This window comes from Streptomyces sp. NPDC050147 (genome assembly GCF_040660195.1).
Classification (GTDB): Bacteria; Actinomycetota; Actinomycetes; order Streptomycetales; family Streptomycetaceae; genus Streptomyces.
On sequence record NZ_JBFALJ010000012.1, the window covers coordinates 112,753 to 126,164 of the forward strand.

The 13,412-nt window shown below is 72.0% G+C and carries 13 protein-coding genes; 7 read left to right on the plus strand and 6 right to left on the minus strand.

Going from position 1 to position 13,412, the window contains the following annotated elements; genetic code table 11:
- Positions 1–66 precede the first annotated feature (66 nt).
- From AB0I94_RS19990 to AB0I94_RS20000, 3 genes are all read right to left on the minus strand, one after another.
- Entirely contained in the window at positions 67–369 is a 303-nt protein-coding gene (locus AB0I94_RS19990) for a carboxypeptidase-like regulatory domain-containing protein (RefSeq protein ID WP_363310900.1), read from the minus strand.
- A gap of 10 nt (positions 370–379) precedes the next feature.
- On the minus strand, positions 380–1,312 hold the full coding sequence (locus AB0I94_RS19995; RefSeq protein WP_363310901.1) for an endopeptidase: 933 nt from the start codon (positions 1,310–1,312) through the stop codon (positions 380–382).
- 381 nt (positions 1,313–1,693) lie between these two features.
- The gene (locus AB0I94_RS20000; protein ID WP_363310902.1) at positions 1,694–2,119 is read right to left on the minus strand and encodes a VOC family protein; all 426 of its coding nucleotides are present in this window, start codon (positions 2,117–2,119) and stop codon (positions 1,694–1,696) included.
- Between the two features lie 294 nt (positions 2,120–2,413).
- On the opposite strand from AB0I94_RS20000, the gene AB0I94_RS20005 reads away from it, so the two are divergent.
- The 5 genes from AB0I94_RS20005 (at position 2,414) to AB0I94_RS20025 (ending at position 7,608) form a co-directional block, all read left to right on the plus strand.
- Positions 2,414–2,815 carry a BlaI/MecI/CopY family transcriptional regulator gene (locus AB0I94_RS20005; RefSeq protein ID WP_363310903.1) on the plus strand — a complete coding sequence of 134 codons (402 nt, stop codon included), beginning with the start codon at positions 2,414–2,416 and terminating at the stop codon, positions 2,813–2,815.
- 6 nt (positions 2,816–2,821) lie between these two features.
- The gene (locus AB0I94_RS20010; protein ID WP_363310904.1) at positions 2,822–3,754 is read left to right on the plus strand and encodes a M56 family metallopeptidase; all 933 of its coding nucleotides are present in this window, start codon (positions 2,822–2,824) and stop codon (positions 3,752–3,754) included.
- Between the two features lie 199 nt (positions 3,755–3,953).
- The gene (locus AB0I94_RS20015) at positions 3,954–5,291 is read left to right on the plus strand and encodes a hemolysin family protein (protein WP_363310905.1); all 1,338 of its coding nucleotides are present in this window, start codon (positions 3,954–3,956) and stop codon (positions 5,289–5,291) included.
- The gene (locus AB0I94_RS20020; protein ID WP_363310906.1) at positions 5,288–6,313 is read left to right on the plus strand and encodes a hemolysin family protein; all 1,026 of its coding nucleotides are present in this window, start codon (positions 5,288–5,290) and stop codon (positions 6,311–6,313) included. The genes AB0I94_RS20015 and AB0I94_RS20020 overlap by 4 nt, the downstream gene beginning before the upstream one ends.
- A gap of 161 nt (positions 6,314–6,474) precedes the next feature.
- Positions 6,475–7,608, plus strand: a complete 1,134-nt coding sequence (locus tag AB0I94_RS20025; RefSeq protein WP_363311032.1) for an acyltransferase family protein — start codon at positions 6,475–6,477, stop codon at positions 7,606–7,608.
- A 9-nt stretch (positions 7,609–7,617) separates the two neighbouring features.
- Here AB0I94_RS20025 and AB0I94_RS20030 read toward each other — a convergent pair whose 3' ends face one another.
- Both AB0I94_RS20030 and AB0I94_RS20035 read right to left on the minus strand, forming a co-directional pair.
- Entirely contained in the window at positions 7,618–9,852 is a 2,235-nt protein-coding gene (locus tag AB0I94_RS20030; RefSeq protein ID WP_363310907.1) for a glycosyl hydrolase, read from the minus strand.
- A gap of 105 nt (positions 9,853–9,957) precedes the next feature.
- Complete coding sequence (locus AB0I94_RS20035) at positions 9,958–10,950, minus strand: helix-turn-helix domain-containing protein (RefSeq protein WP_363310908.1); 993 nt, start codon at positions 10,948–10,950, stop codon at positions 9,958–9,960.
- A gap of 52 nt (positions 10,951–11,002) precedes the next feature.
- Here AB0I94_RS20035 and AB0I94_RS20040 point away from each other — a divergent pair, with 52 nt between their 5' ends.
- Both AB0I94_RS20040 and AB0I94_RS20045 read left to right on the plus strand, forming a co-directional pair.
- Complete coding sequence (locus AB0I94_RS20040) at positions 11,003–11,416, plus strand: cupin domain-containing protein (protein WP_363310909.1); 414 nt, start codon at positions 11,003–11,005, stop codon at positions 11,414–11,416.
- Between the two features lie 85 nt (positions 11,417–11,501).
- The gene (locus tag AB0I94_RS20045) at positions 11,502–11,750 is read left to right on the plus strand and encodes a holin (RefSeq protein WP_363310910.1); all 249 of its coding nucleotides are present in this window, start codon (positions 11,502–11,504) and stop codon (positions 11,748–11,750) included.
- On the opposite strand, the gene AB0I94_RS20050 is transcribed toward AB0I94_RS20045, so the two are convergent.
- A complete protein-coding gene (locus AB0I94_RS20050; protein ID WP_363310911.1) occupies positions 11,747–13,387 on the minus strand; it encodes an ABC-F family ATP-binding cassette domain-containing protein in 1,641 nt (546 codons plus the stop codon). The two genes, AB0I94_RS20045 and AB0I94_RS20050, sit on opposite strands and share 4 nt — an antisense overlap.
- Positions 13,388–13,412: the final 25 nt, after the last annotated feature.

Genomic DNA, 13,412 nt, shown 5'->3' on the forward strand with positions numbered 1-13,412 from the left:
GTGACGCTAGACCAGGAGTCGCGCACCACGCACGTCCACCGATGCCGGTCGGCGCCGCGCACCCTGCTAGCCGAGCGTCATGTCGACCCGCAGCCGCCCCTGGTGAGCGGCTTGCGCCGACGGTTCGACGCGGACGGTGGCCTCGGCCGTGCCGGACGAGCCCATGAGAGGGTCCGCCCGGCAGATGAGCGTGTACTCGCCCGCTGTGGGGGCGACGAGGGAGAACCGTCCCTCGGTGTCGGTCAGGGCGGCGATGTCCGGCAGAGGCTGCGGCCCTCCGGTGAACAGGACGTGGGCGCCCGTCACCGGGGTGCCCGAGGTGTCGCGGACGACGCCGGTGATCTCCACTGCGGACCTGCTGCCGTTCATCGGTGTTCGCTCACGCCTTCCATGCCACGTAGTTGTTGAAGACGGGTGTGGTGAACCGGGTTCCCGAGTTCACCCGGGCTCCGCCGTAGGCGTGTATGCCGAAGCCGTAGCGGCCGGTGCTGTCGATGCGGTAGACGGAGCTGCCGCTCTGCCCGCCCGCGGTGTCGATGTCGTAGTACACCTTGCGCGGGGCGACCGAGTCGATCCCGCGCGCCGCGTACCACTGCGTCCCGGACGGCTTGTCGCCCGGATAGCCGGAGATGTTGCCGGTGGTCTTGAGCAGGTCCGAGTCCGACCAGACGCCGAAGCCGAACCAGCCGGTGGTGGAGCCGATGTTGGAGGGCGTGACGATGGCGCCGTAGTCGAAGTTCTCGTCGCCGTTGGTCGTCCAGCCGGTCACGGAGCGGAAGCTCGTGCAGGTGATGCTGCCGTAGGGCAGCGAGGCGCCGTTGCGTCCCGGCATGACCTGGATGCTCTTCACCCAGCCGTCCCGTCCCGCCACGCCGCTGCCCTTGATGTACACGCAGTGGCCCGCGGTGGCGAGGGTGTGCGGTCCGAGGAGCCATCCGGTGCCCTGGTAGAGGGCGTTGTCGCGGGCGGTGATGAGCAGGTAGCAGTGCACGCGCCACGGATACACGCTGGTGTTGGTGATCTGGACGCGGTCGTCGGGACCGTGCACGGTCTCCGGGGCCAGGGGCGGTGGGCCGTACGACGCCTCACCGATGTCGGGAAGCGAGGCGGTCGGGGCCGTCCAGGCCTCCGGCGCGAAGTGGTCCGGGCGCCGGTAGCCCTCTACGTGCTCCAGGCCCTCACCCGTCGAGTGCTGGGCCTGGCCCTCGGTCCCCTCCGAGGGCGGCTGGAGTACGGCCTCCTGTTCGGCGGCCAGTGTTATCGCTCCGTCGTCCGGCTCGTTCGTCACTGAGGTGTGTGGATCGTGCGCCATTCTGGATCACCCGGCTTCTCTCAGAGCTGCGATGTGATGCCTTGCAGGACGCCGCGGCCGCAACGTTTCTGGGTCGTGTCCCTGTTCTTACTGCCGCCGGAGAAGTGGCGCAATGAGCCTTTTGCGCCGAACGTCGCGCAGGCGCGTGTTTCGGGGCGATGGGCAGCGGGTGCGGCAACAGACCGCCCCGCAGGGCTCGTTCGACGCTCAGGTCGTCAGAACACCCGGCCGCCTCCCGGCGAACGGCCTCGGTCCGGGACTCAGCAGCCACCGCGGGGCACCCACGCCCCGCCCGCAGCCGGGGCGGGCGGGGCGCGGTGCCTCAATCACGTCTCGAACAAACAAGCAGGCCCAGGGAGCGGTCCGTTCCGTCCGCGGGAGCTAAGGGCGCGCGTAGGGCCGGGTCATGATCTCCATGTTGTGGCCGTCCGGGTCGTCGAAGTACGCGCCACGACCGCCGAACAGACGGTTGATGTGACCGGGTTCGGTGTGGCTGGGGTCGGCGTAATAGGTCACCCCGACCGTCTCCAGGCGGGCGATCATGGTGTCGAACTGATCGTCGGGCACGAGGAACGCGTAGTGCTGGGACTGGACCGGCTCGTCGCTCAGCTCGTAATAGTCGAGCGTCACGCCGTTGCCGAGGTCGACGGGCAGGAACGGCCCGAACGGGGCGCCGACCTTCAGACCCAGGATCGCGGCGAGGAACTCGGCGGACAGCTGCCGGTCCTTGGCGTAGACAACGGTGTGGTTCAACTGGACAGTCGTGACAGGCAAAGTGGGGTCATGCGGATGCTGGTCCTGCGGCATGTGTGAGGTCTCTTCCGGGTCATGGATTCCACTGACGGTGCGCCCCATGGGGCGCCGGCGGGGAGTTGGAAGAGGGGACGGCGGGGCTCTGGCCCGCCTCGCGCTCACGCCGAGGCCGGGTGCCTCACTCGTACGTGGCCCATGGCCGACCCGGCAGTCACCTGAGTGACCTTAATGGGCGCCGCGGGCCGGGGCAACGTCGTATTTCCCGCGCCGGATGTGACCGGCGGCCCACCACCGGCGGCCGGGCGTTAGCCTCGTCCAGGACGACTGGGCGGTGGAAGGGAGACGGGCGTGGCGGAGCAGGAGCGACGTCCCCGGCGGCGGGGGCAGGGTGAGCTGGAGGCGCAGGTCCTGTCGGCCCTGCGCGATGCGGCGGGTCCCGCGACCGCGGGCTGGGTGCAGGAGCGGCTCGGCGGGGACCTCGCGTACACGACCGTCGTGACGATTCTGAGCCGCCTCCTGGAGAAAGGCGCGGTGACGCGCGAGCGCGCGGGCCGCTCCTTCGCGTGGACGCCGTCGGCCGACGAGGCGGGCCTCGCGGCACGCAAGATGCGCAAGGTGCTCGACGGCGAGCGCGACCGGGAGGCGGTCCTCGCCAGTTTCCTCACCGCCCTGCCGCCGGGCGACGAACAGGTGCTGCGCGAACTCCTGCGGCAGGCCGAGGCCGAGGCCGAGACGGAGAAGGACGTCTGAACCGTCATGGGGATGTTCGTCCTTCTGCCGCTGGTGCTGCCGCTGACGGCCTGGCCGGTCGCCCGGCTGGCCGAGCAGCGTCTGCACCCGCGGACGGCCACCCGGCTGCTCACGACGGTCGCCGCGGTCATGGCGCTCTGCAGCACTCTGTGCCTGGGCCTGCTGATGGTCGTCGGCACGGCGCAACTGCCCGGGAACCCGTTGCCCGACGGCTGGTCGGACCCCGAGGTGCGCGCGGCCGTCCCGTACGACGAGGTCGCCGGGCGCCTCGCCATCCCGGGACTGCTCGCCGTGGCCGCGGCGTGCGGCAGGACACTGTGGCGCCACCGTCAGGTACGCCGCCGCGCCCACCGCGCGCTTGCCGGGCTGCCCGGCACCGCGGTCGCCGTCCTGCCCGACAACCTGCCCTACGCGTACGCGCTTCCCGGCGGCGCCCGCGACCGGGTCGTGGTCACCACCGCTCTGCTCGACTGCCTCGCGCCCGCCGAACGCCGCGCCCTGTTCGCCCATGAACGGGCCCACCTCGCGACCCGGCACCACCGCTACCTCCTCGCCGTGCAGCTGGCGGCGCGCGCCAATCCGTTCCTGCGCCCGCTGCGTACCGCCGTGTCCTACACGACCGAGCGCTGGGCCGACGAGGACGCCGCCCACGCCGTCGGCGACCGCAAGGCCGTCGCCCGCGCGATCGGCAAGGCGGCTCTCCACTCCCGGGGTGCCCCGGCCCCGACCCTGGCCGGACTCGCCGCGCCGGGGCCCGTGCCGCGCCGGGTGGCGGCCCTGCTCGGCCCGGCTCCCACGGCGCGCAGCTGGCCGTCCCTGTTCACCGCGGTGGGGCTCGCGGCGTGGGCGGCCGCCGCGGGGGCGGTGGTCTCCGCGATGTCGTCGGCGAACTCCGCCGTGACGATGGTCCTGATCCTGCACGCGGCCACCCCGCTCTAGACACACAGGTCCCGGCCGGCTCGCTTTGCGAGTCCTTTACAGTGGGTGTAGAAGCGCGACCGCTTCCATGCCACCGCCCTCGTACGACGCTTCGTACGAGTACGAGAAGGAGCCACGGACCCGCAATGGGTGAGCCTCCCAGTACGAACCGTGCCATGTCCCGCCCGCTGTCCGAGCGCGAGGGAACGGGGGTGGCACGGTGACCGAGATCCTGCTTCTGCTGCTGGCCCTGCTCCTCACGCTCGCCTGCGCGCTGTTCGTGGCGGCCGAGTTCTCCCTGACCACCGTCGAGCGCGGTGACCTGGAGCGCGCGGCCGAGGCGCGTGAGCGGGGTGCCGAAGGCGCTTTGAAGGCTGTCCGGCGGCTGACCCTCCAGCTGTCCGGGGCCCAGCTCGGCATCACCGTCACGTCGTTGGTCATCGGCATGCTCGCCGAGCCGTCCCTCGCGGCGCTGCTGCGCGGCCCGCTGGAGGCGGCCGGTCTCGGGGGCGCCGCCCCGACCACGGCCACCCTGCTCGGTGTGGCGCTGTCCACCGTGATCCTGATGGTCGTCGGCGAGCTGGTGCCCAAGAACTGGGCGATCGCCCGGCCGCTGGCCGTCGCCAAGGTGGTCGCGGCCCCGCAGCGCGGCTTCACCGCCGCCTTCGGACCGTTCATCCGGCACCTGAACGACACCGCGAACCGCGTCGTACGCCGCTTCGGTCTCGAACCCGCCGAGGAGCTGGCCTCCGCGCGCACCCCCGAGGAGCTGATCGCACTCGCCCGGCGCTCGGCCGCCGAGGGCGCCCTGGAGGCGGACTCCGCCGAACTGTTCGTGCGCACCCTGCACCTGGGCGAGCTGACCGCGGAGAACGTGATGACGCCGCGGGTGGACGTGCGGGCCCTTGAGGCGCACGCCACGGCCGCCGACGCGGCGAACCTGACGCACGCCACGGGCCTGTCCCGTTTCCCCGTCTTCCGCGAGAGCCTGGACGAGGTCATCGGCACCGTGCACATCCGCGACGTGCTCGCCCTGGCCCCCGAGAAGCGCCGGCTCACCCCGGTCACCGACCTGGCCACCGAGCCCCTGCTCGTGCCCGACACCCTGCCCGCCGACCGGCTCCTGGAGCGGATGCGGAAGGCGCGCACGATGGCCGTGGTCATCGACGAGTACGGCGGCACGGCCGGTGTGGCGACGGTGGAGGACATCGTCGAGGAGGTCGTGGGCGAGGTCCGCGACGAGCACGACCCCATCGAGGTCCCCGACCTGCTGCCCGCCCAGGCGGCCCCGGACGGCCGCACCGTGTGGGAGGCCGACGGCGGCGTCCGCATCGACCAGCTCGCCGCGATAGGACTCAGCGCGCCCGAAGGACCCTACGAGACCGTGGCCGGACTGATCGCCACCCGGCTCTCCCGCATCCCGACCGAGGGCGACGCCCTCGACCTCGACGGCTGGCGACTCGCCGTCCTGACGGTCGAGCACCACCGCGCCGACCGGATCCGCATCACCGAACCCGCGCTCCAGGCGCCCCGCCGAGCCGTGGAGGAGGCACGATGACCACGCTTCAGCTCGCCATCGGCGCCCTGACCCTGCTCACCAACGCGTTCTTCGTCGGCGCCGAGTTCGCCCTGATCTCCGTACGCCGCAGCCAGATCGAGCCCCGCGCCCAGGAAGGCGACAAGCGCGCCCGCATCACCCTGTGGGGCCTGCAGCACATCTCCGCGGTGATGGCGACCGCCCAACTCGGCATCACCGTCTCCTCCTTGGTGCTCGGCGCGGTCGCCGAACCCGCCATCGCGCATCTCCTGGAGCCCGGCTTCGAGGCCGTCCACATCCCGCACGCCCTGGTGCACCCGATCGCCTTCGTCATCGCCCTGACCGTGGCGACGTATCTGCACATGCTGATCGGCGAGATGGTCCCCAAGAACATCGCACTCGCCGCGCCCGCCCGGACCGCCCTGCTCCTCGGCCCGCCACTCGTGGCGCTCACCCGCGCGCTCAGGCCGGTCGTCTTCGGCATCAACGCCTTCGCCAACACCCTCCTCAAGCTCCTGCGGGTCGAACCGAAGGACGAGATCGAATCCGTCTACACCGACGACCAGCTCGCCCGCATGGTCGTCGACTCCAGCGCGGCCGGCCTCCTCTCGGCGGCCGACGGCGAGCGGCTGCGCGACGCACTGGAGCTGGGGACGCGGCCGGTCGGCGAGATCCTGGTGCCGACGGCCAAGATGCGCACCGTCGAACACTCGGTCACCCCGGCGCGGCTGGAGCGCGTGGCCGCGGACGCCGGCTTCTCCCGCTTCCCGGTGACAGGACCCGACGGCACCCTGCTCGGCTACCTCCACATCAAGGACACCCTGGGCATCGCCGAGCGGGACCGGCCCTTCCCGCGCGGGGCGTTGCACGTGGTCACCCGGGTGCACATCGACACCCCGCTGGACGACACGCTCACCGCGCTGCGGGCCGCGGGCAGCCACCTGGCCGCGGTCACCGGCGAGAGCGGCACGGTGCTCGGGTTCGTCACCATGGAGGACGTCCTGTCCGAGCTGGTCGGCCCCTCACCGGCGGCGCTCAGCTGATTCACAGGTGGCGCGACTGTACGTGCGGGGGCTCCGGTGGCTAGGGTGCCCGTGATGTTCTACACAGGTGTAGCACCCGCATCGGACGTAAGACGTGAGACCGCGGGCCCGGGGTCTTCCGGGATCCCCCGGGAGGTCCCGTGAGTGAGCCTGTCCGCTCAATGCACCGGGGCGGGGCACTGCGCGCGCCGCTGCCCGCCGCGCGCAGTGCCCCTCCGCAGGCTCCGGCGGCCCCCACCGTGGTGCCGAAGCCTCCGGTCAAGCGCCGGGACTCGTTCTTCGACAACGCCAAGTACCTGGCGATCGTGCTGGTCGCGATGGGCCACGCCTGGGAGCCGCTGCGCGGCGACAGCCGGGCGGCCGCCGCGCTCTACATCACCGTCTACACCTTCCACATGCCGGCGTTCATCGTCATCTCCGGCTACTTCTCGCGGAGCTTCGACGCGAGCCCCGGCCGTCTCAAGCGCCTGGTGACGGGCGTCGCCGTGCCGTACGTCGTCTTCGAGGTCGCGTACACCCTCTTCAAGCGCTGGGCGGGCGACGACCCGACGTACCCGATCAGTCTGCTCGACCCCTGGTACCTCACCTGGTTCCTGGTCGCGCTCTTCGTCTGGCGGCTGACCACCCCGCTGTGGAAGGTGGTCCGCCGGCCGCTGCCCATCGCGCTCGCCATCGCGGTGCTCGCCTCGGTCTCGCCGGACATCGGCGACGACCTGGACCTGCAACGGGTGCTGCAGTTCCTGCCGTTCTTCGTCCTCGGCCTGTGCCTGAAGCCCGAGCACTTCCAGATCGTGCGCCGCCGGGAGGCCCGCATCCTGGCGCTGCCCGTCTTCGCGGGCGCCCTGCTGTTCGCGTACTGGGCGGCGCCGCGCATGAACGCGGCGTGGTTCTACCGCCGGGACAGCGCACAGGAATTGGCCGCCCCCGGCTGGTCCGGGGGCGTGATGACGCTCGCGATGTTCGGCTGCTCGGTGATCCTCGTCGCGTGCTTCTTCGCCTGGGTCCCCGGTCGCAGGCTCTGGTTCACCGCGCTGGGCGCGGGCACGCTCTACGGCTACCTGCTGCACGGATTCCTCGCCAAGGGCTCCCGCTTCTGGGACTGGTACGACCTCGCCTGGCTGCACACGCCGCCCGGCGAGATCGCCGTCACCCTCGCCGCCGCGGCCGTCATCACCGTGCTCTGCACCCCACCGGTGCAGCGGCTCTTCAGGTTCGCGATGGAACCCGACATGGAGTGGGCGTTCAAGAAGGACGCGAAGGCGCGGGCCCGCCGCCGGGGCGCGCACCGGCGCTGACGGAGTGGATCAGGCAGTGGTCAGCTCGTAGAACCCCCTGCCGAACGTCGCGGCCACCAGGCGATGGTTCCCGGCGTCGTACTCGATGTCGTCCACCGGCACCGCGGGCATCCCGCGGCCCAGGCGCGACCAGTGGTTGCCCTTGGCGCCGGAGGTGAACACTCCCTGGTCGGTGCCGATGTGGAGCTTGCCGCCCCGTGCGATGACGAGGTCGTTGACGGGCGCGTCCGGCAGGTTGCCCGACAGGTTCCTCCAGTGCTCGCCGCCGTCCGTACTGCCGTAGACGTGCGGTGTGCCGGAGCCGGAACGGTAGGCGGAGTGGGTGGTGTAGACCCGGTCGGCGTCGCGCGGGTCGACGACGACACGGGTCACCCAGGGGAGCCCCTCGGCGAGTTTCGTCCAGTGCGCGCCCCGGTCCTTCGTGACCCAGACGCGGCCGTCGTCCGTGCCGGCGTAGATGGTGCGGCCGTCCGCGGCCGGGGCGATCGAGGTGATCGTGCCGTAGTTGGTGTAGATCGGGTCGGGGCCCGGGCCGCCCGACAGGTCGGGGCTGATGGCCTGCCAGGTGGCGCCGCCGTCCGTGGAGCGGTTGAGCACTTCGGAGCCGTAGTAGAGGACCTTGGGATCACGGGGGTCGAAGACGACCGGCGTGAACCAGTTGCGGCGCTTGAATGTGGTCTTGTCCGCGAAGTACGTGAGGGTGTCGCCGCCGTCGGTGGAGCTGAAGCAGTTGCCGTACTGGTAGCAGGCGTAGACGTTGTTCACGTCGGTCGGGTTGATCAGGTTCTCCTCGCCGTCCCCGCCGAGGTACTCGTTGAAGCGGTCGCCGCCCCAGGAACGTATCGAGCCGTTGTCCTGCGAGCCCCCGGAGATCCGCGAGGTGTCCTGGGGAGATATCGCCGCGCTGTAGAGCTGGGTGTACGGCTCGTGGCGTGCCTTGACCCAGCCGCCGTCGCCGTTCGCGTCGGAGCGGTAGACGCCGCCGTCGTTGCCCAGGTAGACGCGGCCGGGGTGGCGCGGGTCCCAGATCATCGCGTGCTGGTCGACGTGGATGCTGGTGTCGTCGGCCGTCCAGGTGGCGGCGCCGTCCTTCGAGCTCATCAGGGGGACGCCGGCGACGTGCACGTGCTCGGCGTCGCGGGGGTCGGTCCAGACCTTCCCGAACCACCAGCCGAACGTGGACTGCGACTCGGTGAGCTTCGTGTCGGCCGGGGTCCGCTGCCAGGTGTCGCCCGCGTCCGTGGAGGCGTAGAAGCCCTCGAAGGGGCCGTCCGTCTTGTTGACGATGGCGTAGGCGCGCTCACCCGCGACGGCGAGACCGATCCGTCCCACGTCCGGGCCCCGCGCGGGCAGACCACCGCCGAGCCGCTTCCAGGTCTTGCCGTCGTCACCGGAGCGGAAGACGCCGGAGCCCTCGCCGCCGTAGGTACGGCGCTCGGGTGTGCGGCGGTGGTCCCACAGCACGGCGTACAGCTTCTTGCCCTGGACGACGATCTCGGTGGCACCCGTGAACTCGTTGGCGCCGGTGAGGATGCGCTGCCAGGTCCTGCCGCCGTTCTCCGAGCGGTAGACGCCGCGGTCGCCGCCGCCGTTGTAGAGCGAGCCCGCCGCGGCCACGTAGACGCGGCGCGGATTGTCGGGGTCCACCGTGATGGCGCTGATCGCGCCCGAGTCGCGCAGGCCCGACTGCTTCCAGTGCTTGCCTCCGTCGGTGCTGCGGTAGAGGCCCGTTCCTTCGTACGTGATGCTGCCGCCGCCGGGGTTGGGCTCGCCCGTCCCCGCGTACAAGGTGCCGTCGGGGCCCGTGGCGACCGCGCCCATCGCCTGCGTCCAGCCGTCGGGCCAGGCGGACTTGAAGGTCTGCCCGGCGTCCGTGCTGCGCCAGATGCCGCCGCTGGCCGCGGCGGCGTACAGGGTGTCCGCGCGCTTCGGGTCGAGTGCGAGGGAGACGATGCGCCCGCCGATGTTGGTCGGTCCGACGGACTTCCACCGGCCGCCGGTGGTGGGGAGCTGACGGGCCTGCGCGGCGGCCTCCTCGTGGGCGTGGCGCGGAATCGACTCTCCGGGGACGGTCTTTTGCAGGTAGCGGTACTCGGCGGGCGCGGCGGGGCCGCGTACGGGGCGGTACACGTCCCCCGGTGGCGTGGGCGCCGCGGAGGCCGGTGCCGGTGCCGGTCCCGGTGCCGTGACCATCAGGATCCCCGCGAGCGGGGCGAGGACCAGGTGAAGCAGACGTCTGCGCATGGGCTCCCTCTTCTTCGTCCTTATTCGTCATGGCCATTTCAAGCGGTGACCTTAGGAGAAGGGGTGGGGGAGCAGTAGGCCGCAAGTCGGCCAAGACTGGCTGTATCAGTCCGGTGCGGGCCCGAACCGGCGCCGGTACGCCGAGGGGGTCAGCCCTGTCTCGCGGCGCAGCAGGGCGCGCAGATTGGCGGTGGTGCCAAGACCGCTGCGCCGGGCGACCGTGTCGAAGGGAGCCACGCCGCGCTCGATCAACCGGCAGGCCAGCGCGAGCCGTTCGCCGGTGAGCCAGGCCAGGGGAGTGGTGCCCAACTGGGCCTGGAAACGGCGGTGCAGGGTCGCGGGGCTGAGGGCGGCGCGTGCCGCGAGATCCGGCACGGAAAGGGGCGAGTCGAGCCGTTCCTGGGCCCAGGCGAGGACGGGGGCCAGGGACTCGTCCGGCACCTCGGGTACCGGTCGCTCCACGAACTGCCGCTGACCGCCGTCCCGGTGGGCGGCGAAGACGAGCCGCCGGCTCACCGCGTTGGCGACCTCGGCGCCGTGGTCGCGGCGGACCAGATGCAGCCCGAGATCGAGAGCGGCGGCGCTGCCCGCGGCGGTGAGGATGTCGCCGTCGTCGACGAAGAGCACGTCCGGTTCGAGCCGCACCCCGGGGAAGCGGGCCCGGAAGTCGTCCGCCCACTGCCAGTGGGCGGTGGCCCGGCGCCCCTCCAGGACCCCGGCCTCGGCGAGCGTGAAGGCACCGCTGCAGAACCCGACGAGCCGAGCCCCCCGGGCGTGCGCCCGGCGAACGGCGTCCAGGACGGCCGGGCGGCGGGGGACCTCGACGTCGGGCCGGTTGGGCACGATCAAGGTGTCCGCGGATTCTGCCGCGTCCAGCGCCGCGACCCCCGAGAGCGTGAAGAAGCCGTCCCGCATCAGGGTGCGCGGCTCGGGCGAACACAGGGTGAAGTCATAAAGCTCACGCCCGAGTTCGGGTCGGCGCAGGCCGAAGACCTCGGTGGCGCACCCCAGCTCGAAGGGGTTGGAGTTCGCGTCGACGATGACGACGACGCGGTGCGGGGGCCGCCGCTGCACGGCTTGAGAGGATTCTTGCGGCATAGGCTGTTTCTACCACTCACGCAGACGCCGTCGACCGTCGGAAGCTGTACGCATGAACAGCGAACCGAACGAACCGAACGAACCGATCGCCCTCGGCAAGGCCCTGGCCTCCTTCGACGCCCTCTGGAGCCCCCGCATCGTCACCCGCGTCAACGACTACGACGTACGCGTCGCCAAGGTCGAGGGCGAGCACCTGTGGCACGTCCACGACGACACCGACGAGTTCTTCCTGGTTCTCGACGGCGAACTGCGCATCTGCCTGCGCGAGCCGACCGGCGAACGCACGGTCACTCTCCCCAAGGACGCCGTCTTCACGGTCCCGCGCGGCACCGAACACAAGCCGACGGCCCCGCTCGGTGCCAGAATCCTCCTCTTCGAGCCCACGGGCACCCCGACGGTCGGCGACCGCCATGACGAGATCCCGTCCCACATCGACGCGACGACGGGCCACGGCCTCGAACTCTGAGGGCGCCCCACCGGCCTTCTGGGCAGCGGCGCACAACAGCGGTATGCCAAGGGGTGACCGTCAACCACGAGAGGGTGGGCCAGACATGTGGACCGCTGGATTCTGGAAGGCCACCGCGGAGCGTGCGCTCCGTACCTTCGCGCAGTCGCTCGCCGCCGTTCTGGTCGCCGGGGCGACCACCCTCCTGGACGTCGACTGGCAGGCGGCGCTCGCCACCGCGGGAATGGCGACACTGCTCGCCGTACTCACGGCGGTCGGTGCCGCGCACGTCGGAACGCACGGGCCGGGCATCATGGAGACGCCGACCGTCCGCCAGGGGCGGGCCACGCCCTAGGGGCCCCAGGGTCCAACCACCCGGCCGGCTTCCACCGAGAGCCGCTCCCCTCGGAACCGCTCCCGCAGCCTCCGGTCGTGCGACACCACGACCAGCGTGCCCCGATACCCCGCCAGCGCCTCGTCGAGCTCCTCGACAAGGGCGGGGGAGAGGTGGTTCGTCGGCTCGTCGAGCAGGAGGAGGTCGGCGGGGCGCGTCACCAGCCGTGCGAGCGCCAAGCGGCGCCGCTGGCCCACGGAGAGCCCCTTCACCGGCACGGCCAGGTCCTCCTCGCGGAAGAGGCCGAGGGACAGGAGCGCCTCCGTGTGGTCCTCGGGCAGCCCCGCGAGCCCCGTCGCGAAGGCGTCGAGCAGCGGCCTCGCCGTGTCCTCGTAGGTGATGTACTCGATCTCCTGCGGCAAGTAGCCGATGCGGGACGGGAGTTGGACCTCCCCGCGGTCCGGGGCGAGCACTCCGGCGAGGACGCCGAGCAGCGTCGACTTGCCGGCGCCGTTCGCCCCGGTCACCAGCGTGCGCGAGCCCGGATCGAGGGTGAGGCGGTCGACGGAGAGGCGCTCGCCCACCGTGACGTCCGTCAGCGCGACCGGGCGTACGAAGGGATGGTCGCCGCCCGCCAGGCCCTCACCGGCCGTGAAACGCAGGGGGTCGGGCGGGCGTGGCACCGGGTCCGCGCGCAGTCTGCGCAGCCGCTCGCGCGCGTTGCGCACGATGCCGGAGAGCTGGCCCTCCACCGACCGGTTGTGGCCCGCGAAACGGGGGCTTTCGCTCATGCGCCAGCCCACCGAGAGCCGGTCGGAGCCGCCCTCCGCGAGCCGCTCCTGGCGCGCGACCTCGTCGCTCCACTCGCGGTGACGCTCCTCCCAGCGACGCCGGGCCGTGGCGCGCTGTTGCAGGTAGCCGTGCCAGCCGCCGCCGAAGCGGGCCACGGCCCTGCGGTCGCCGTCGACCTCGACGATCACCTCCGCGACCCGGTCGAGGAAGACCCGGTCGTGGGTGACGGCGACGACCGTGCCCCGGTGGGCGCGCAGCCGCTCCTCGAGCCAGCCGAGCGCCTGGTCGTCCAGGTGGTTCGTCGGCTCGTCCAGGAGGAGCAGCTCGGGCTGCGGGGCCAGGACGCAGGCGAGCGCGAGGCGCGCGGCCTCACCGCCGGACAACGAACCCAGGGTGCGCGAACGCTCCAGGTGCGGTACGCCGAGACCGTGAAGCGCGGCGTCCAGGCGCGCGTCGGCGCGGTAGCCGTCGCGCGCCTCGAACGCGGCGACGAGGTCCCCGTACGCGCTCAGTCCGGCGGGGCCCGCCGAGCCGAGCGACTCCTCCGCCGCCCGGATCCGCCGCTCCAGGTCCCGCAGTTCGGCGAGCGCGTCGTCCACGGCGTCCCGCACGGTGGCATGCGGCGGCAGCCGCGGGACCTGCGCGAGACAGCCGGTGCCGCCGTCCGAGACGACGGCCACCTCGCCGTCGGCGGGCGCGAACTCGCCCGCCATCAGGCGCAGGAGCGTCGACTTGCCCGAGCCGTTCTCACCGATGACACACGCCTTCTCGCCGGGCCGCACCGACAGGGAGACCCGTTCGAGCACGGGCCGCTCCGGATAGCCGTACGACACGTCGCGCAGGACGAGTTGACTCACGGTGCACATCCCCCTCGCCGCGGAGCCACGGCTG